This window comes from Pedobacter sp. N36a (assembly GCF_014472395.1).
Lineage (GTDB): Bacteria > Bacteroidota > Bacteroidia > Sphingobacteriales > Sphingobacteriaceae > Pedobacter.
The window spans coordinates 232953-252463 of the sequence record NZ_JACSZW010000004.1; the positions used below are offsets into that span (position 1 = coordinate 232953).

At 42.1% G+C, this 19511-nt stretch carries 17 protein-coding genes and 1 riboswitch; of the genes, 10 read left to right on the forward strand and 7 right to left on the reverse strand.

The features are described from left to right. Window position 1 precedes the first annotated feature (1 nt). Complete coding sequence (locus H9X96_RS09875; protein ID WP_187666118.1) at window positions 2-1576, reverse strand: S41 family peptidase; 1575 nt, start codon at window positions 1574-1576, stop codon at window positions 2-4. Between the two features lie 185 nt (window positions 1577-1761). Between H9X96_RS09875 and murQ the strand changes: the two genes are divergently transcribed. From murQ to H9X96_RS09890, 3 genes are read left to right on the forward strand one after another with little or no spacing between them, the layout of a single operon-like run. Further along, window positions 1762-2568, forward strand: coding sequence for an N-acetylmuramic acid 6-phosphate etherase (gene murQ / locus H9X96_RS09880; RefSeq protein ID WP_187666119.1), 807 nt, complete (start codon window positions 1762-1764; stop codon window positions 2566-2568). 10 nt (window positions 2569-2578) lie between these two features. Beyond that, window positions 2579-3148, forward strand: coding sequence for a hypothetical protein (locus H9X96_RS09885; protein WP_187666120.1), 570 nt, complete (start codon window positions 2579-2581; stop codon window positions 3146-3148). Between the two features lie 55 nt (window positions 3149-3203). Further along, window positions 3204-3956 carry a Bax inhibitor-1/YccA family protein gene (locus tag H9X96_RS09890; protein WP_187666121.1) on the forward strand — a complete coding sequence of 251 codons (753 nt, stop codon included), beginning with the start codon at window positions 3204-3206 and terminating at the stop codon, window positions 3954-3956. A 98-nt stretch (window positions 3957-4054) separates the two neighbouring features. Here the strand turns inward: H9X96_RS09890 and H9X96_RS09895 are convergent, their stop codons facing one another. After that, on the reverse strand, window positions 4055-4621 hold the full coding sequence (locus tag H9X96_RS09895) for a hypothetical protein (RefSeq protein WP_187666122.1): 567 nt from the start codon (window positions 4619-4621) through the stop codon (window positions 4055-4057). A gap of 248 nt (window positions 4622-4869) precedes the next feature. Beyond that, a riboswitch (SAM riboswitch) is annotated at window positions 4870-4979 on the forward strand. A 118-nt stretch (window positions 4980-5097) separates the two neighbouring features. Here H9X96_RS09895 and metH point away from each other — a divergent pair. The 3 genes from metH (at window position 5098) to H9X96_RS09910 (ending at window position 10257) form a co-directional block, all read left to right on the forward strand. Next, window positions 5098-8760, forward strand: a complete 3663-nt coding sequence (metH, locus tag H9X96_RS09900) for a methionine synthase (RefSeq protein WP_187666123.1) — start codon at window positions 5098-5100, stop codon at window positions 8758-8760. Between the two features lie 34 nt (window positions 8761-8794). Next, on the forward strand, window positions 8795-9751 hold the full coding sequence (locus H9X96_RS09905; protein WP_187666124.1) for a methylenetetrahydrofolate reductase: 957 nt from the start codon (window positions 8795-8797) through the stop codon (window positions 9749-9751). Window positions 9752-9825: 74 nt separating this feature from the next. Further along, a complete protein-coding gene (locus H9X96_RS09910) occupies window positions 9826-10257 on the forward strand; it encodes an META domain-containing protein (RefSeq protein WP_187666125.1) in 432 nt (143 codons plus the stop codon). Here H9X96_RS09910 and thrC read toward each other — a convergent pair. Genes thrC through thrA form a run of 3 tightly spaced genes read right to left on the reverse strand, consistent with a single transcriptional unit; the run spans window position 10235 to window position 14939 of the window. Beyond that, window positions 10235-11554 carry a threonine synthase gene (thrC, locus tag H9X96_RS09915; RefSeq protein WP_187666126.1) on the reverse strand — a complete coding sequence of 440 codons (1320 nt, stop codon included), beginning with the start codon at window positions 11552-11554 and terminating at the stop codon, window positions 10235-10237. The two genes, H9X96_RS09910 and thrC, sit on opposite strands and share 23 nt — an antisense overlap. Before the next feature lie 5 nt (window positions 11555-11559). Then, window positions 11560-12495: a homoserine kinase gene (locus H9X96_RS09920; protein ID WP_187666127.1), complete on the reverse strand. Its 936-nt coding sequence runs from the start codon at window positions 12493-12495 to the stop codon at window positions 11560-11562. Next, on the reverse strand, window positions 12492-14939 hold the full coding sequence (gene thrA, locus H9X96_RS09925; protein ID WP_187666128.1) for a bifunctional aspartate kinase/homoserine dehydrogenase I: 2448 nt from the start codon (window positions 14937-14939) through the stop codon (window positions 12492-12494). The genes H9X96_RS09920 and thrA overlap by 4 nt, the downstream gene beginning before the upstream one ends. Before the next feature lie 389 nt (window positions 14940-15328). On the opposite strand from thrA, the gene rsgA reads away from it, so the two are divergent. The 3 genes from rsgA to H9X96_RS09940 are packed head-to-tail and all read left to right on the forward strand — an operon-like array spanning window position 15329 to window position 17048. After that, a complete protein-coding gene (gene rsgA, locus H9X96_RS09930) occupies window positions 15329-16249 on the forward strand; it encodes a ribosome small subunit-dependent GTPase A (protein ID WP_062546731.1) in 921 nt (306 codons plus the stop codon). 18 nt (window positions 16250-16267) lie between these two features. After that, window positions 16268-16720: a D-aminoacyl-tRNA deacylase gene (gene dtd / locus H9X96_RS09935; protein WP_187666129.1), complete on the forward strand. Its 453-nt coding sequence runs from the start codon at window positions 16268-16270 to the stop codon at window positions 16718-16720. A gap of 1 nt (window position 16721) precedes the next feature. Continuing rightward, window positions 16722-17048: a nucleotide pyrophosphohydrolase gene (locus tag H9X96_RS09940; RefSeq protein WP_062546729.1), complete on the forward strand. Its 327-nt coding sequence runs from the start codon at window positions 16722-16724 to the stop codon at window positions 17046-17048. A gap of 4 nt (window positions 17049-17052) precedes the next feature. Here H9X96_RS09940 and H9X96_RS09945 read toward each other — a convergent pair whose 3' ends face one another. Continuing rightward, entirely contained in the window at window positions 17053-17520 is a 468-nt protein-coding gene (locus tag H9X96_RS09945) for an Lrp/AsnC family transcriptional regulator (RefSeq protein WP_187666130.1), read from the reverse strand. 159 nt (window positions 17521-17679) lie between these two features. On the opposite strand from H9X96_RS09945, the gene H9X96_RS09950 reads away from it, so the two are divergent. Beyond that, window positions 17680-18849 carry a histidine decarboxylase gene (locus tag H9X96_RS09950; protein WP_187666131.1) on the forward strand — a complete coding sequence of 390 codons (1170 nt, stop codon included), beginning with the start codon at window positions 17680-17682 and terminating at the stop codon, window positions 18847-18849. 253 nt (window positions 18850-19102) lie between these two features. Here the strand turns inward: H9X96_RS09950 and H9X96_RS09955 are convergent, their stop codons facing one another. Next, window positions 19103-19510 (reverse strand): HIT family protein, encoded by a 408-nt coding sequence (locus H9X96_RS09955; RefSeq protein WP_187666132.1) that lies wholly within the window; start codon window positions 19508-19510, stop codon window positions 19103-19105. Between the last annotated feature and the right edge of the window lies 1 nt (window position 19511).

Below are 19511 nucleotides of genomic sequence, written 5' to 3' on the forward strand. Positions count from 1 at the left end.
ATTACTGCAAACTGGATAATGCCTGTTTGACCATTGCATCACTCATATTGAGCGCTTTGTAATAACCGGCATCTCCCAGGTGGTATTTACAAAGCAATACTTTGACATCATTCAGGATTAAAGGTTTTGCCGCCTGTAGTAATTTAGGCTCTATGGCAATATTCTTACTTTGAATATATTTAATCAAATCCTTGTAATCTGCATCATTAATGGTAAAGGTTGCAAGGTTTTGTTCTAAAAAGGGCGCAGTATAACGATTTCCCAATATGTCATATACAAAATCAAACAGTACTTTCTTCGCAATCAGCTTCGCATAAAACCTGTTGTAGCCACTAGTATCCATTTTCACATAAATATCCGGCTGGATGCCGCCACCTAAAAAGTCTTTACTTTTCTTCAAACTATCCTTTAGATTTTCTGATGTCAGCTCCCCATCATTGAAACGGTCTTCAATTTCATTCTGATAGGCATTGTACCCTTTCTTATAAGATTTCTGAATACTCCTGCCAGATGGGGTATAATATCTCGCAATAGTTAGATTCAAAGCCGATCCATCCACAAATGGGAACTGCTCCTGGACCAATCCTTTACCAAAGGAACGGCGTCCTATGATGATCCCACGATCCAGATCCTGAACCGCACCGGCAAGAATTTCCGAGGCAGAAGCCGAATTTTCATTGATCAATATCGCTAGCTTTCCCTGCTCAAACTCCCCTCCACCAGTCGTAAAGTAATCGGTACGGGGTTCGTGTTTTCCTTGTGTATAGACAATCAGTTTGTTTTCGGAGAGGATTTGATTCGCCAATCCCGTTGCGGCAGTCAAGTAGCCTCCCCCATTATCGCGGAGGTCCAAAACCAGCTTTTTCATTCCTTTTGCTTTCAGGTTACGTACAGATTCTACAAAGTCGGAATCCGTATCTGCACCAAACTTGCTGATGCGCACATACCCAGTTTCCGAATTGAGCATATAAGCCGCGTCAATACTACTCACTTTTACCCTCGCCCGGTTTACGCTGAGCATCACCGGCTGCGGACTCCCAGGATGTAAAATACTCAATTTAACAGCAGTTCCCTTTTTCCCTTTGATCTTACCAATCATTTGTTCTCTTGGCAGATCACGACCACTCACAAATATGGTATCAATTTTAAGGATCTTGTCCCCCTGGCGAAGTCCAGCAAGAAATGCCGGGCCATCTTTGACTACATTAGTAATCAATAGTGTATCATTCAAAATATAATACTCAATCCCAATGCCTTCAAAATTACCCCCTAAATTTTCCGCAAATTCATTGGCTTTAGCCGGAGGCAAATAAACACTGTGTGGATCCAGTTGATGGAGTAAACTATCAATTGGCAAATGGTGTAAACTGTCTGCATTCACCTCATCCACGTAGTTCTTATTGATGATGTGAATGATTTCATCGACCTTCCTGCTGCTATCCGCTGCGTAAGCCATTGGCTTCTGCATCGTATACCCTTGATCTTTTAAAAACTTATAGCCCACAAACATCCCCCCTATCAAAGTAAGAGAATAGGTAAGCGCGATTAAAAGGTGATTTCGGGTGGTCTTTTTCATGGTTTATTGCTGCGTAAAGTTATAAAATAACCCTATCATTTAGTAAATTAAGTCCTAATCATTAACAATTGTTTACTCTTTACAGGAATTAACAAGAATGTTGCAGGTTTGTTCCCGAAGATTCTATATGATAGGCGGATATTTCGCGTTTAAAAAGAAAATCCCGAGTTTTAACAAAAAAAAATATGATCAGAGTTACCGAGCAGGAATCCACCTATCATCACATCGATCAGATGTCTGTCCTTGAAATTCTTCAGGGGATCAACAAAGAAGATCAAACCGTTCCACTGGCAGTGGAAAAAGCAATCCCGCAGCTGGAAAAACTGGCAGTTGCCGTTACGGAACGTATGAAAACTGGTGGCCGCTTATTTTACATAGGTGCAGGAACTAGCGGTCGCTTGGGCGTAGTAGATGCCTCAGAGTGCCCGCCAACATTTGGTGTACCTTTCGACTGGGTAGTTGGAATCATTGCCGGCGGCGATACTGCGATCAGAAGAGCTGTTGAAAATGCAGAAGACGATGCCGAACAGGCTTGGATCGACTTGCAGAAATACGAGATCAATGAAAAAGACAGTTTAATTGGCCTTGCCGCTTCCGGAACTACGCCATATGTAGTAGGAGGGCTAAACACCGCACGACAACATGGCGTCCTTACCGGATGTATCGTCTGCAATGCCGGCGGTCCTATTGCCGCAGAAAGTGATTTCCCGGTAGAAATCGTTGTAGGACCAGAATTCCTGACCGGCTCTACCCGCATGAAATCTGGAACTGCACAAAAACTAGCCTTAAATATGCTCAGCACCACCGTCATGATTAAACTCGGACGTGTAAAAGGCAACAAAATGGTGGACATGCAGCTGACCAACCATAAACTGGTGGATCGTGGCACACAAATGGTAATGAAAGAATTAAACATTGACTACGCGAAAGCCGAAGACTTGCTTTTACGCTACGGCAGCGTACGTAAAGCTGTAGAAGCTGGTAGCAAATAACAGAAATTATATGCACGAAATCGAACCTTTCTACCTCTGGCGCGACGATTACATCGCTGCAGAAGATGAGCGTTCTCCGTTTTATGACACCGAATACTCAGAATTCTATTTTGATAAGCAGCTGTACAATTTTTTAATCCACCCGCAATGGGATGATTTCGGCTCCAACACGCTCTACATAAAAGTATTGTACGCAGATTACGACCAGAATTATGCAATTATTGAGTTTATCGGAGAATGGAATGATGCCATAGACAACGATATCATGCTGCTCAAAAGAGAAATTCTTGAGCTGATCATTGATGAAGGCATCAACAAGTTTATCCTCATCGGAGAAAACATATTGAACTTCCATTCCTCAGAAGACAGCTATTACGAAGAGTGGTTCCAGGATGTAGAAGATGGCTGGATCTGCGGTGTCAATTTCCAGGAACACGTCATCGAAGAATTCAAGTCTGCCAACCTGGATTACTACATCAACTTTGGTGGTCAGCTTGACGATTTGGCATGGAGAACCCTAAAACCACTGCAAATTTTCAAGAAAGTGGAGGAAACGCTGACAAAAAGGCTTGGGGCATAGGTTTTGTAAGAATGTAAACTAATCAGTACCTTTAACTATTAAAATTTAAAGAAAAATGGACAACAACAATAATTACGAATGGGCACACAAAACAGTATTTGTGGAGCAGGAAAGAGGAGTCGTTGCTAAGAAATTCTTCGCAAATGTATTCTTATGGATGTTTATTGCTCTGAGTTTATCAACTATAGCCGCTTTATTCATCTCGAATTCTGAAACAGCTTTAAGACAGCTGATCAACTTCGAAACCGGACAAAGAACAGTTTTAGGATATATCGCCATGTTTGCACCACTAGGCTTGGTTTTACTAATGGGAGCCGGCTTTAGCCGCCTTTCTTATGGTGCCTTAATCGGTGTATTCACCCTTTTCTCTATCTTATTAGGGATCAGTTTAAGCTTTATACTATTAGTATATACCGCAGGATCTATTGCCGCATGTTTTGGTGCCGCAGCAGGTATCTTCGGAATTATGGCTTTCTTAGGTTATACCACAGAGGTGGATTTAACTAAATTCGGACCTATTCTAATGGTGGGTGTAGCCGGCTTATTTATCGCCAGCATCATTAACTTATTCCTTGGCAGCCCAACATTCAGTTATGTAATGAGCTTCTTCGGTGTAGCCATCTTTACCGCTTTAACCGCTTATGATGTTCAAAAACTGAAACGTATCGGTGCAGGTCTGGAAGAAAGTGGTGATCCTATCGTACAAGCTGATGGTAAAAAACTAGCCATTATGGGTGCTTTATCATTGTACCTTGACTTTATCAATATCTTCCTTTTCTTATTGAGAATATTCGGAAGCAGAAAATAAAGGATAAAAAACCTATAGGTTTCAAATACCAGATCAATATATTACAAAAAAGGGCTGCCAGATATCTGACAGCCTTTTTTGTGGTTCATTAACAAATACTATTGAACAGAGAAACAAGCTACAATAGCGTTACTGTTTGCCAGTGCATTGGGGTTAGAAACAATAATACCGTACTCGCCTACATCCATTGGATCTAATCTCAGTACATAAGAACTGTCCTTATATTTTTTCGATTGATACTTAATATAGTTCTGATTGTTGGTAGAAGCTCCAGAGAAAGTACCTGCAGAAACTAGTTCCGACTTGCGGTTTTTCTTACTGGCTTCGAATTTCACCACACTGATAATAGACAAAGGATCTGATTTGTTATCAAAACTTTTAACGACAAAAGTTAAAGGATCACCTGCCTTCATTAATACAGGAGAAGAACCTCCTTCAATGACCATTTTAGATTTCACTTTACCAATTCCAACCAGGTAAACTGAAGCTCCTGCTTTAGTTTGGATCTTTACACTTTGCTTTTCCAATGGCGTAGCGACATTTTCGGCAGAAATACTCACCGCTTCGCCAATGTACTCAGGTTCATCTACATTAACAATAGTTTGGCCAAAGGCCGACATTCCTACAACACATAAGACTGAGAATAAAAAAGAGCATTTTTTCATAGTTTTTTATTTTAGTTTGTTTAGTGGTTATGACTTCCAAAATACATAGAATTAATTAATTTAACAATAAGCATGTATTACATTACCGGGATAAACCCTCTGGAGAAATTCAACCCATTTGAAATAGAAAGCTGTAGACATTCAGAATATTATTCCGAACTGACCTACAATACCCCAGACTATTGCAATATTATATGCTTTAACCGCTGTTTTTTTGGAAATGATTTTTCTTTGTTGCACTTTTGCAGAGCTTATAGAGAAAGACGGAGGGATTAGACCCTGCGATGTCTTAGCAACCTGTGCTTACAAGGTGCTACATTCTACCGGAACCGGACCATTGGTACCCGAAAGATAAGTTAAAGTCGACCTGATACCGGACTTTTCAATAAGCTTTTTAACTGCGTGTAAAACAGTAATCGACAGGATATTCCTCAGCGGTGATCTTTTACCCAGGCCTTACCCGGAGATATAAAAAAATGAACATTAGAGCAGAGTTAGAGAAACGCATATTAATTATTGACGGAGCCATGGGTACCATGATCCAGCGTTACATCCTGACAGAAGAAGATTTTAGAGGCGAAAGATTTAAAGATCACCCTTGTGATGTGAAAGGAAATAACGACTTGTTAAACCTGACCCGTCCTGATATTATCAAAGCAATACACACCGAATACTTAAAAGCCGGTGCAGATATTATTGAAACCAATACTTTTAGTACACAGCGCATTTCCCTGGCAGATTACCAGATGGAAGAGCTGGACTATGAAATGAGTTTCGCTGGTGCCAAAGTAGCACGTGAGGCAGTAGACGAATTTATGGCTGCTAACCCGGATCGCAGATCCTTCGTTGCAGGTGCTGTAGGCCCAACCAATAGAACACTTTCCCTTTCACCAGATGTGAACGACCCTGGATACAGGGCCCTGACCTTTGATGAATTGGTATCGGCTTATGATCAGCAAGTACGTGGATTGGTAGACGGTGGTTCTGATGTCTTGTTAATCGAGACCATTTTCGATACCCTGAATGCGAAAGCGGCTATATTTTCCATCAAAAAATACGAGAAAGAAATCGGCAAAAAGATAGAGATCATGATCTCTGGAACCATTACCGATGCTTCAGGAAGAACTTTATCCGGACAAACGGTAGAAGCATTCCTAAACTCTGTGATCCATGCCGACCCCATTAGCATCGGGTTCAATTGTGCTTTAGGCGCCAAAGACATGAGGCCGCACATTGAAGAGCTTTCTGCAAAAGCCACTTGTTACGTTTCTGCCTATCCAAACGCAGGATTACCTAACGAATTCGGTGCTTACGACGAAATGCCACACGAAACCGCCCACCTTGTGGAAGATTTCATCCAGCATGGCTTCGTAAATATTGTAGGTGGCTGCTGTGGCACTACACCGGAACACATCGCATGTATCGCTGCAAAAGCGAAAAAAGTAACACCAAGAAAAATTCCTACCGTCCCTCCATATTTGCGCTTAAGCGGACTAGAAGCCGTTACCGTTACCCCGGAAAGCATTTTCGTAAATATCGGGGAACGTACCAACATTACTGGATCTCCGAAATTCTCCAAGCTGATTTTAGGAGGTGATTATGAAGCTGCACTAACTGTTGCCCGTCAGCAGGTAGAAGGTGGTGCACAGATCATCGACGTCAACATGGACGAAGGAATGTTGGACGGTGAAGCAGCAATGGTAAAATTCCTGAACCTGATTGCTTCAGAGCCGGACATTTCCAAGCTGCCTATCATGGTCGATTCTTCAAAATGGTCAGTAATTGAAGCTGGACTGAAATGTTTGCAAGGAAAAGGAATCGTGAACTCTATCTCTCTGAAAGAAGGACCGGAAAAATTCATTGAGAGTGCTAAAAAGATCATGAATTACGGCGCAGCTGTAGTCGTGATGGCATTTGACGAACAAGGACAAGCCGATAATTTTGAACGTAGAAAAGAAATCTGTAAACGCTCTTACGATATTTTAGTAGACGAAGTAGGTTTCCCTGCGCAAGACATCATATTTGACCCGAATATCCTCACCGTCGCAACCGGTCTGGAAGAACATAACAACTATGCCGTAGATTTTATCAATGCGACACGCTGGATCAAAGAAAACCTGCCTCATGCTAAAGTAAGCGGCGGAGTATCTAACATTTCCTTCTCTTTCCGCGGAAACAACACCGTGAGGGAAGCGATGCACTCTGCCTTCCTGTACCACGCCATTAAAGCAGGCCTGGACATGGGGATTGTAAACGCAGGGATGCTGGAAGTTTACCAGGAAATTCCACCAGAATTATTAGAACGTGTGGAAGATGTGCTGCTGAACCGCAGAGAAGATGCCACAGAACGCCTGGTAGAATTTGCCGAAACCATCAAATCTAAAGGTAAAGAGATCGTTAGAGATGAAGAATGGAGAAAAACAAGTGTGGAAGAACGTCTTTCTCATTCCCTTGTCAAAGGAATTATTGAATACCTGGATGCCGACGTAGAGGAAGCCAGACAAAAATATCCAAAGCCAATCCACGTGATCGAAGGTCCTTTAATGGATGGAATGAATATCGTTGGAGACCTTTTTGGTGCCGGAAAAATGTTCCTGCCACAGGTGGTAAAGTCTGCCAGGGTAATGAAAAAGGCGGTTGCTTACCTCCTTCCATTCATTGAACAGGAAAAACTGGACAACCCAGATGGAAATACCAGCTCTTCTGCAGGAAGAATCTTAATGGCCACCGTAAAAGGCGACGTCCACGACATCGGTAAAAACATTGTAGGCGTAGTATTGGCATGTAATAACTTCGAAATCGTAGATATGGGTGTGATGGTACCCGCACAAACTATCATCCAAAAAGCAAAAGAAATCAATGCTGACATCATCGGTCTGAGTGGTTTAATTACCCCTTCTCTAGATGAAATGGTGCATTTCGCCAAAGAAATGGAACGTGAAGGATTTACCATTCCATTGATTATCGGTGGTGCAACGACTTCCAGAATCCATGCCGCGGTAAAAGTAGCGCCAAACTATTCAGGCCCTGCTATACACGTTTTGGATGCTTCCAGAAGTGTAACCGTGTGCAGTACTTTAATGAACCCGGAAACAAGAGGTGCTTATATTGAGGGCATTAAACAAGAGTATGATAAAGCAAGAGAAGCGCATTTAAACAAACGCTCCGATAAACGCTATAAAACTATAGAAGACGCTAGAAAAGACCAGTTTCAAATCGACCTGGATCTAGTAGCTCCTTCTCCTGCATTTACCGGAACAAAGGTATTTGAAGATTATCCATTGGAGGATCTGGTTCCTTATATCGACTGGACACCATTCTTCCACACCTGGGAATTGCGCGGCAGTTACCCAAAAATCTTCAATGACAAATCTGTTGGTGATGAAGCAAAAAAACTATTCGCTGATGCGCAGACCTTATTGAAACGAATTGTAGACGAGAAATTATTGACCGCCAAAGGTGTGATTGGATTCTGGCCTGCAAATACCGTTGGCGATGACATCATACTAGAGGTGGAGGGTGGTAAAGAAGTGACCATCCACACTCTTCGCCAGCAGGCGGAAAAAATGGCCGGAGAACCTTATTATGCATTATCCGACTTTCTAGCACCAAAAGAATCAGGTGTTGCCGATTACTTCGGAGGATTTGCCGTAACTACAGGTATCGGCTGCGATGAACTGGTCGCTGAATTTGAAGCCAACTACGACGATTACAATAGCATCATGGCAAAAGCATTGGCCGACAGGCTTGCGGAAGCCTTCGCTGAAAGAATGCACGAGCTGGTACGTAAAGATTACTGGGGCTATGCAAAAGATGAAAAACTGAGCAATGAAGACCTGATTAAAGAAGAATACGCAGGAATTCGTCCAGCACCAGGCTATCCTGCCTGCCCGGAGCACAGTGAAAAAGGAACACTTTTCGAATTGCTGGATGCCGAAAACAGAATCGGCCTTCGCCTGACTGAAAGCTATGCCATGTACCCTACCGCAGCGGTAAGTGGTTTCTATTTCGCACACCCGCAATCCAGATATTTCGGATTAGGTAAAATCACCAAAGATCAAGTCGAAGAATATGCGACCAGAAAAGACATGCCACTGGAAGAAGTGGAAAGATGGCTAAGCCCTAACCTGGCTTACTAAATAACAGATAACGAGACCTAACAAGCAATATTTAATGAAGATCGTAGACCATATCAGCAACGCAAAAGGAAAAACCCTTTTCTCATTTGAGCTCCTGCCACCTATAAAAGGACAAAGCATCAAAGGAATCTTTGACGCCATCGATCCTTTAATGGAATTCAACCCTCCTTTTATTGATGTGACCTATTTGAGAGAAGATTACATCTACAAACAACATGCAAATGGCCTGCTGGAAAAAGTCGCTTACCGGAAACGTCCGAGTACAGTGGCGACCTGTGCGGCGATTATGAACAAATACAAAGTAGATGCAGTTCCTCATTTGATCTGTGGTGGTTTTACCAAGGATGAAACAGAGAATGCATTGATTGATCTTCAGTTCCTCGGCATTGATAATGTCCTGGCATTACGCGGTGATGCCCGAAAAAGCGACAATGCTTTCATCCCAACACCTGATGGCCATGCTTATGCTTCAGAATTGTTACAACATGTGGTAGACATGAACAATGGCCGTTATCTGCACGATGACATGGAGAACTCTGAGAAGACGGATTTCTGTATCGGAGTAGCCGGATACCCAGAGAAGCATTATGAGTCGCCAAACCTGGATACCGACTTCAAATACTTAAAACATAAGGTAGATCTGGGTGCTGATTTCATCGTTACCCAAATGTTTTTTGACAACAAAAAATACAAAGCACTGGTAGATAAATGTCGTGAAAACGGGATTAATGTCCCTATTATCCCTGGACTTAAACCAATTACCAGCAGCAAACAGCTGATCAGTTTACCAAAGATTTTCCATCTGGACATTCCTATTGAATTGAGCGAAGCGATCCAATCCTGCAAGTCCGAAAAAGACGTAAAAGAAGTAGGAATCGAATGGATGATCCATCAATGTAAAGAGCTGAAAGAAATGGGCGCACCAGTACTTCACTTCTACACGATGGGGAACCCAGAGCCGACTAAAAAGATCGCCAACGCAGTGTTTTAGCCCTTCAAGATCGCCGATAGGTATTTTTTGGAATACTCTTTGTACCTTTCGGCTATCATTAAATACGTAAGGCTATGAAAAGAATCATCTTATTGGCAATGGTCATGACCAGTACTTTCGCTGCATGTACCACGTTAAAACCTGGAACAATAGGAAACGGTGGCCTGTCAGAGTTAGGAGGAAGTTGGGAGTTGAATTTCATTTCTGGCCCTAGAATCGCTTTCAACGGATTGTATCCAGCAAAGAAACCAACCCTGACCTTTGACATTACCAATAAGAAGGTAAGCGGCAATACCAGCTGTAATTCTTTTTCCGGTGCTTTAGTGGCGGATGACACTACCATCAATTTCACTCATCCGATGGCCATGACAAAAATGGCCTGTCCCGGTGAAGGAGAGGCCATCTTTATGGAAATGTTAAAAAAAACCAGCAGTTATTCAGTGAATGACAGTACCCTGAATTTCATGATGGGCGACATTGCAATTATGCGTTTTCATAAAAAGTAGTCAGGTAGTACCTAAATGAACTATAATCCTTATCCATTTTTTCTGCATGTTTGGTCTTTAAATCCAGTTCCTGTACGGAAGCTGGAATCATGATCTTTGCAGCAAGTTCTGCTGAAAATACATCTGGAAATTTACAGGCATGAGCTGTCGATAAAAATATACCTGCAGCATTTTCCTCTGGGTTTTCTTTTTTATAGTCTGCCAAAGCCAGTGCAGCAATCGCGGTATGTGGACAGGCGATATAGCCATATTGATCATAAATGGATTGAATCCCAGCCAAAGTTTGCTCATCGGTATAAGTGTTGCTTTTCAAAAGCTGCTTCAAGGCTTCCACATCTTGTTTGAAAAGATCCATAATCCGCACCCAATTGCTTGGTGCACCTACATCCATTGCATTCGCATAAGTCTGTATGGATGGCCTCGTCTCATAAACTCCGGTTTTTAGGAAGCGCGGAATAGTATCATTTACATTCGTGGCAGCGATAAATTGTTTCACCGGCAAGCCCATTTTATAAGCTAGCAATCCTGCTGCAATATTTCCGAAATTTCCGCTGGGCACAGCGAAAACCACTTCCTTTTTACCTGCTCTGCGCAATCTCGCCCAGGCATTAAAATAATAAAAAGTCTGTGGAATCAACCTGGCGATATTGATCGAATTTGCAGAGGTTAAGCGTAATCTCTCATTCAATTCCGCATCGGCGAATGCCTGTTTTACTAAATGCTGACAATCATCAAAGGTGCCATCTACTTCTATCGCATGGATGTTATGGCCATTGGTGCAAAGCTGTAATTCCTGAATCTCACTTACTTTTCCCTTAGGATATAGGATGGTGACCCTTGTATTGGCCACGCCAAGGAAGCCCAGTGCTACTGCTCCCCCGGTATCTCCGGAAGTAGCCACTAACACATCCAACAATTGCTCCCCATCCTTTAAGAAATAGGCCATGATTCTACTCATGAAACGCGCACCAAAATCCTTAAAGGCCAATGAAGGCCCGTGAAACAGTTCTAAAACATAGGTGTCTGCTTCCAATTCTACCACCGGAGCATCAAAACTGATGGTTTCGTCCACGATTTTCTTTAGATCATCCAAAGGAATTGCCCCATCCAATAAGGTCGAAGCCACTTTAAAAGCGATCTCCGGCATACTATATTTATGGATATTTTCAATAAACTGTTGATCTAATAAAGGAACATTTACCGGCATATACAAGCCTTTATCCAAAGGCATACTGTTAAAAACAGCCGTTGGAAAGTCAACATTTAGTTCGTGGTTATTTGTGCTATATAATTTCATGTGGATTAATCTAGAATAACAGGACCTTTTTGATTTACGGAGGATACAAAAGAAAGGCTGTTGATGCCGATTCCTTTTAAATGCTGCTGTAGTTTTTGGGTGATTGCACTTGCAGTGGTTTCATCTTTTGTTAAAGCGAAAACAGAAGGGCCTGAACCGGAAATTCCGAATCCGATCGCGCCGGCTTTCAAAGCCAGAGACCTCATCTTATAGAAATCAGGAATTAGAATAGAGCGGGTAGGTTCTACCAGAATATCCGTCATACTGCGTCCAATCAGGTCATGGTCTTTTAAAAACAAACCGCTCACCAAACCTGCGACATTCCCCCACTGCGTTACCGCATCTTTCAATAATACTTTGGAACGAATCATTTGTCGAGCATCTTTAGTAGGCACATCCACTTCCGGATACACAATGGCCGCATACAAATCTTCAGGATGCGGTAGGCTAATGATGTCTAAAGGTTCGTAACTTCTGATCAGTACAAAACCACCCAATAAGGCTGGGGCTACATTATCCGCATGACCATACCCGCAAGCCAGTTCCTCACCTTTCATGGCAAAAGGCACCAATTCTTTATTGGTCAATAAACTATCGAATAAGTTATTTACCGCGAACAATCCTGCTACCGTACTGGCAGAGCTGGAACCCAATCCACTGCCAATCGGCATTTTCTTATGCAATTCAATTTCTATCCCGGTATCTGGTTTCCCAATATGATTTAGGTAATGCTGCACACTGGCGCTCACCGTATTTTTCTTCGGATCAAGTGGCAAACGCCCATCGTCACCCGTGATTTTGGTAATGGTAATTCCTGAACCACCTGTCAATTTCATGATCACTTCATCGCCGGGTTCATTCACGGCAAAACCCAATACATCATAACCACAAACCACATTGGCTACTGTAGCCGGGGCAAAAACTTTTATAGATTCTCTCATCGTTTACCAACGTTTATAATATCAGCGAAAACACCTGCCGCAGTCACTTCGGCACCTGCGCCAGGGCCTTTAACTACCAATGGACGGTCTTTGTAACGGTCGGTGGTAAATGAAATGATATTGTCACTACCAGATAACATGTAAAAAGGATGGCTGTCATCCACCATTTGCAAGGTGATTTCCACTTTTCCTTCTTCCAGTTTTCCAATATAACGCAGCACTTTTTTATCCGCTGCTGCTTGTTTTTTTAACTTTTCAAAATACTCGGTATTGTTTTCCAGTTCCTGATAAAAATCAGCCACTGTTGCGGCTGCCAGACAAGCCGGAGGCAACATACTCTCAATCGTAATCTCTGATTCTTCCAGTGGATAACCGGCATCACGTGCCAGAATCAACATTTTACGCATAAAGTCTTTACCGTTCAAATCGTCTCTAGGATCCGGTTCAGTATAGCCTTTATCCTGTGCTTCTTTCACCACTTCATGAAACAATTTATCACCGGTATAATTGTTAAAAATATAAGAGATGGTACCCGATAAAATGGCTTCGATGCGGTGAATCCGGTCGCCGCTCATCATCAGATCTTTTAAAGTACGGATGATTGGCAGGCCAGCACCCACATTGGTTTCGTAATGAAAATCTACGCCATAAGTCCTCGCAGCCTGTTTAAAAGCGGCATATTGCTCATAATCCGCAGAATTACCAATCTTATTACAGGTCACCACAGAAATGCTGGATTGCAGCACATCCTTGTAAAACTGAATTGGATTATGACTAGCGGTATTGTCTACGAACACACAATTTGGCAGGTTCATCGCTTTCATCTTTTTGATGAAAAGCGGTAGATCTGCAGGTTCACCCTCGCTTTCCAGCACTTCTTCCCAATTGCTTAAGGCTATTCCATCTATATTCAGGTACATTTTACGGGAATTACAAACGCCCATTACTTTCACCTGAAGGTCATTGTTCGTAGCAAGGAAATTCATTTGTGCTTCCAGCTGTGTGAATAAAGTCTTACCAATATTCCCTGTTCCCAGGCAAAAAATAGGGAGTGTTCTTTTCAGATTCGCATAAAAAGCATCATGCACCGCATTTACAGCTTTCGACAAATCCGGTTTAGAGATGATCACAGAGATGTTGTATTCCGACGAACCCTGTGCAATTGCTCTCACATTAACCCCATTTCTGCCTAAAGCATGGAACAGCTTTCCTGACATTCCAGGAGTACGTTTCATGTTTTCGCCAACAATAGCCAATGCTGCAAGCCCGTTTTCTACTTCCGGATATTCCAATTTTCTTGCCTGTAATTCCAATTCAAACTCTTTATTGATGAGCGACAATGCCTTTAGCGCATCGCCCGGCTTCACCGCAAAAGTAATGCTATGCTCCGACGAAGACTGTGTAATGAGGATCACATTGATCTGTTCGCGAGAAAGTAAAGAGAACAAACGACCGCTAAACCCTGCTTTTCCAACCATTCCACTACCGGAAAGGTTCAATACGCTGATCTCATCAATAGAAGAAATTCCTTTGATCGGCAATTTTGAAGTTCCCGCGCCATGTTTGATATAAGTACCGGGAAAATCTACATTGAATGTATTTTTGATCACAATAGGAATGCGCTTTAAAAACGCAGGGATCATCGTTGGCGGATAAATCACTTTGGCGCCAAAATAAGAAAGCTCCATGGCTTCAGTATAGCTCAATTCCGCAAGAGAAAAAGCTTTTTTCACCATTCTTGGATCAGCAGTCATCATTCCGTCCACATCTGTCCAGACCTGGATTTCGGCTGCATTCAAGGCAGAACCCCAGATGGCGGCGGTATAGTCACTTCCTCCTCTTCCTAAAGTGGTGATTCTTCCTTCATCATTACTGGCAATGAAACCAGTTACGAATAATAATTTATCGGCATTTGACTCATAAAAATCCTTGATTAAACTTTCTGTGAGGTAGGTATTCACCTTCGCTTGTCCGTAGTTCTGGTCTGTTTTCATGAGTTCAGAACCATCAACATATAAGGCATTCGGAAAAGTTTGTTTGGCGATATGGCTTACCATTACTGCCGAGCAACGCTCTCCGTAACTCAATATTAGGTCTTTCGTTTGCAGGCTAAGTTCTCTCAGGTTATAGACCGACTGCAAAATATCTTCCAGCTCATTAAAATAGATTTTTAGCTTGGTGAGTACCGGATTCTGTGCACTTGCTGGCAATAAGGCACGGATCACTTCAAAATGTTTCTTTTCAATAGCACTCAATTCCTCCCCATAAATCTTCCCTTTTCCCGCGTTTTCTGCCATTTCGACCAGGGCATTGGTTACCCCGCTCATGGCAGATAAGACGACAATCGGATTTTCAGCGCTTTGCGGCTCCTTCAAAATTCCCAGTAAAGCAGTGATGCTTTCTACGGAACCAACAGATGTACCTCCAAATTTTAATATGTTCATAGTTTTAGGTTAAAAAAAAGCGCCTTCCCCGATTAGAGGAAGGCGCTTTTTGTGGTTTTTATTTTTAGTATTTTATACCCATTAGCTATCCTCCCTCCGAGATATCCCGGTGGTAATAATAATGGAAATAATGGTTGAATTATTAAACATTGTACATTATACACTTAGTGTGCTGCGGCGTAAAGTAAAGTTATATTTTTCTAATTAACAAATGATTACCTAAATATTTGCTTGAATTTTAATAATATTGCGAGTAAAAGGTAAAAAGCAGGAAGGTGTTTATCTCAGCCTTAAGATGTTAAAATTTAAACGCATTTTTCGGAAAGCGCAAGCTAAGCAATTGCAGACGCTGATTCCCGGCAAACATTTTCTTACCTTTACGCCACAATATGCAAGGATTAGTCATAAAATCAACAGGAAGCTGGTATCAGGTACAAGCGGAAGACGGCAATAGATACGACTGCCGTATTAAAGGGAAGTTCCGCATCAAGGGCATTCAAACTACCAACCCTATTGCCGTTGGCGATCAGGTAGACTTTGAGCTGGAGCCAAATTCGGAAAATGGGGTGATTCATAAATTACACGAACGTAATAATTATATCATCCGTAAATCCATCAACCTTTCCAAGCAGGCACAGATTATTGCCGCCAATATGGACCAGGCATTTTTGGTCGTTACCCTGGTTTCACCAAGAACTTCTTTAGGCTTTATTGATCGTTTTCTGGCTACCGCCGAGGCCTATCGCATTCCTGCAGTATTAATTTTCAATAAACTGGATTTGTTTAATGAAGACGGACTGGCGGTCTTAGAAGAATACAAGCATATTTATGAAAATATCGGATATCCATGTTATACGGTATCCGCATTGGAAGGTACCAATATCCCACAAATAGAAAGCTTATTAAAAGACAAAACCACCCTATTTTCTGGACATTCCGGAGTAGGAAAATCAAGTCTGATCAATGCCCTGCTTCCAGATAGACACATCAAAACCGGAGAAATCTCTGAAGCAAGTGATAAAGGGCAACATACCACCACTTTTGCAGAAATGCATGTTTTACCTTTCGGTGGCTACCTGATTGATACTCCAGGCATCAGGGAATTGGGTATTTTTGACATCAGGCCAGAAGAACTAGGGCATTATTTCAGAGAAATGCGTGCCTTAATGAACAAATGTAAGTTCAATAATTGTCGCCATGTCAATGAGCCAGGCTGTGCCGTCATCAAAGCGGTAGAAGATGGAGAAATTGAAATCAGCAGGTACGAAAGTTACCTGAGTATTTACCATGGCAACGAAACCCGCGCTTAATCCCGGTTTTAAACAACGATGAGAGCAATTATACAAAGAGTTACGGAAGCCGGCTGTGTAGTAGAAGGAGCAACAACTGGTAGCATTGATACTGGTTTTTTGGTGTTATTAGGTATTGAAGATACGGATACTACTGAAGACCTGGATTGGCTTAGCCAGAAGATTGTCAATATGAGGATCTTTGGCGATGAAAATGACCAAATGAATAAATCCCTTGCTGATGTCGATGGAAACATTCTCCTGATCAGTCAGTTTACCCTCTTTGCTTCCACAAAAAAAGGCAATAGGCCTGGTTTTACCAGAGCAGCCAGACCTGACAAAGCTACCCCTTTATACGAAAAAATGATTGCCAAACTCTCTTCGCTTCTACAAAAAGAGATTCAAACAGGGATTTTTGGTGCAGATATGAAGATCAGTTTAACCAATGATGGTCCTGTCACCATTATGATAGATACTAAAAATAAAGAATAACATGACGATAGCCGAAGCCCAGGAAACCGTAGACCAGTGGATCAATAAAACAGGGATCCGTTATTTCAATGAACTCACCAATACCGCGATCCTGATGGAAGAAGTGGGTGAAGTGGCTAGAATCATGTCCAGAAAATATGGCGAACAGTCTTTCAAAAAAAGTGATGAAGCGGTAGACCTTGGCGATGAGATGGCCGACGTATTGTTTGTCCTGATCTGCCTGGCCAATCAAACCGGCATCGACCTGACCAGCGCTTTAGAGAAAAACCTGGTTAAAAAAACCATCCGCGACACCGACCGTCATCAGAACAACGAAAAGCTGAAATAGTCCTTTATTGATCAATGGTATACGCAGTATTGTGCTTGATTTCCGTCATCACAAACAAACTGTTTACGTTGGCAATGTTATCAATTGCGGCCAGCTTATTCGTTAAAAAATCCTGATATTTACTCATATCTTTCACTACAACTTTCAAGAGGTAATCGTAAGTACCGGCGACATGGTAACATTCCATCACTTCGTCCAGCTTTGTCATAGCAGCTTCGAACTTTTTCAGCAAGGGCAGCGAATGCACCTGCAAGGTCACGTTACAAAACGCGGCCAGCGTTTTTCCAATCTTTTCCCGATCCAGTAAGGTCACATAATTTTTGATTACTCCAGACTTTTCAATCTTTTTCAAACGCTCATAAGTTGGCGTCACGGTCAGCCCTACTTTATGCGCAATCTCTTTTGTATTTAGCCTTGCATTCTGCTGTAGCGCATTTAATATGCGCTGATCCATTTTATCGAACTGCTCCATCTAGTTTAGTTTTTCTAATTTCTACAGTAATTTCGGCTCATTAAGTTGAATAAAACTACATAACGTCAAAATTAAGTGTTTATTTTCTAAAATTAATCATTTTAAAGACCAATCAAATGGAGATATCTAAATTTGCAGTCTGAACCACCTATTAGAACTATGGACTTTAACCTTTCAATCGAGGATAATAAAAGATTATCAGAACTCTATGAAAAAGTGCAGAACAGGACGCGTTTGTTCCTGGGCTACCCGGTTTCTAAAGATTTTGACTACACCGATCTGCTGCCTTTCCTGCAATATCCGATCAATAACCTCGGAGATCCTTTTACGGAATCTACGTATGCAGTGGATACCAGGGAAATGGAACGGGAAGTGATCGAATTTTTCGCGAATTTATTTCGTGCCCCTACCGAAAATTGGTGGGGATATGTAACCAATGGAGGCTCTGAAGGCAATTTATACGGTCTTTATCTGGCCAGAGAACTGTATCCTAAAGCAATGGTCTATTATTCTGATGCCACACATTATAGTGTACAAAAGAACTTGTTACTGCTCAACATGCCAAATATTGCAATTCGTTCTCAGGAGAATGGCGAAATGGATTATGAGGATTTACACAATAGCCTTTTGATGAACAGGCACCTGCCGGTTGTGATTTTTGCCAATATTGGCACCACGATGACCGAAGCGAGGGATGATGTGAAAAAGATCAAAGGTATACTGAGAAATCTGGCGATAAAAAACCATTATATCCATGCGGACGGTGCTTTATCCGGAAGCTACAGTGCATTTATTGAGCCTCGTCCAGCTTTTGATTTTGCAGATGGTGCGGACAGTATCGCCATCAGCGGACATAAATTTTTGGGTTCACCAATGCCCTGCGGCTTAGTGATTGTCAAAAAAACCAATCGCGACAGGATTGCACGCTCCATTGATTACATTGGAAGCGTAGATACCACGATTACTGGCTCTAGAAATGGACATACGCCACTATTCCTATGGTATACGTTAAAAAAACTAGGCTTAAAAGGCCTGAAAGACAGAGCCATTCACAGTCTGAGTGTTGCTGCTTATGCCGAAGCTAAATTGAAAGACCTGGGAATAGAGGCCTGGAGCAATCCAAATGCGATTACGGTAGTTTTTCCTGCCCCATCCAAATGGATTTGTCAGAAGTGGCAGCTGGCCTCAGAAAACGGCCTTTCGCACATCATCTGCATGCCCAATGTGGTCCATGCCCAAATTGATAACCTGCTAGCTGACCTGATCAGCAACCCCGAAGGCATCAACTATAGCTTTCAACAACCTGCCCCTACATTTACCCCCCTATAGCAATCGGGTGCCCAAAATTCTTGGGCACCCTTCATTTCAGCAGCCTCTTTGCTATTGTTTTGCTTTTCTCTTTTTTAGGTATTGCTCAGGCAACAGAAAAGCAAAACGAAAGCAACAAAACAACAGGGTTTCAATAGCTGTGTGCACGAACGCAAACACCTTTAACCATTGGTTAATTCTGATTTAATAAAAAAGGGGCACCTATACAGACGCCCCTTTTTTATTTCGGGTCAATACCCTTTCTTTTTATCTATTAAGCGGTCGTTTCATTCAACGCTACTTTGATTCTTAATGCGGCTTCTGCCAGTTCTTCCTGCGAAGGTTTCAATTTTTCCTTACTAAAATTCATATCATTCACTGCATTCATAGGGATCAGATGGATGTGTACATGCGGTACTTCCAGGCCGATGACGGCTACGCCTACTTTTTTGCATGGGAATGCCTCCTTTAACCCGGTAGCCACAATTTTGGCAAACATGGTTAGTCCAACATAGCTTTCTTCTTCCATATCAAAGATGTAGTCAATTTCCTTTTTAGGAATCACCAGGACATGGCCCATAGTTAGTGGATTAACATCTAAGAAAGCCAGAAATTCGGTAGTCTCCGCTACGATATGTGCAGGGATCTCACCATCTACTATTTTTGAAAATATACTTGCCATC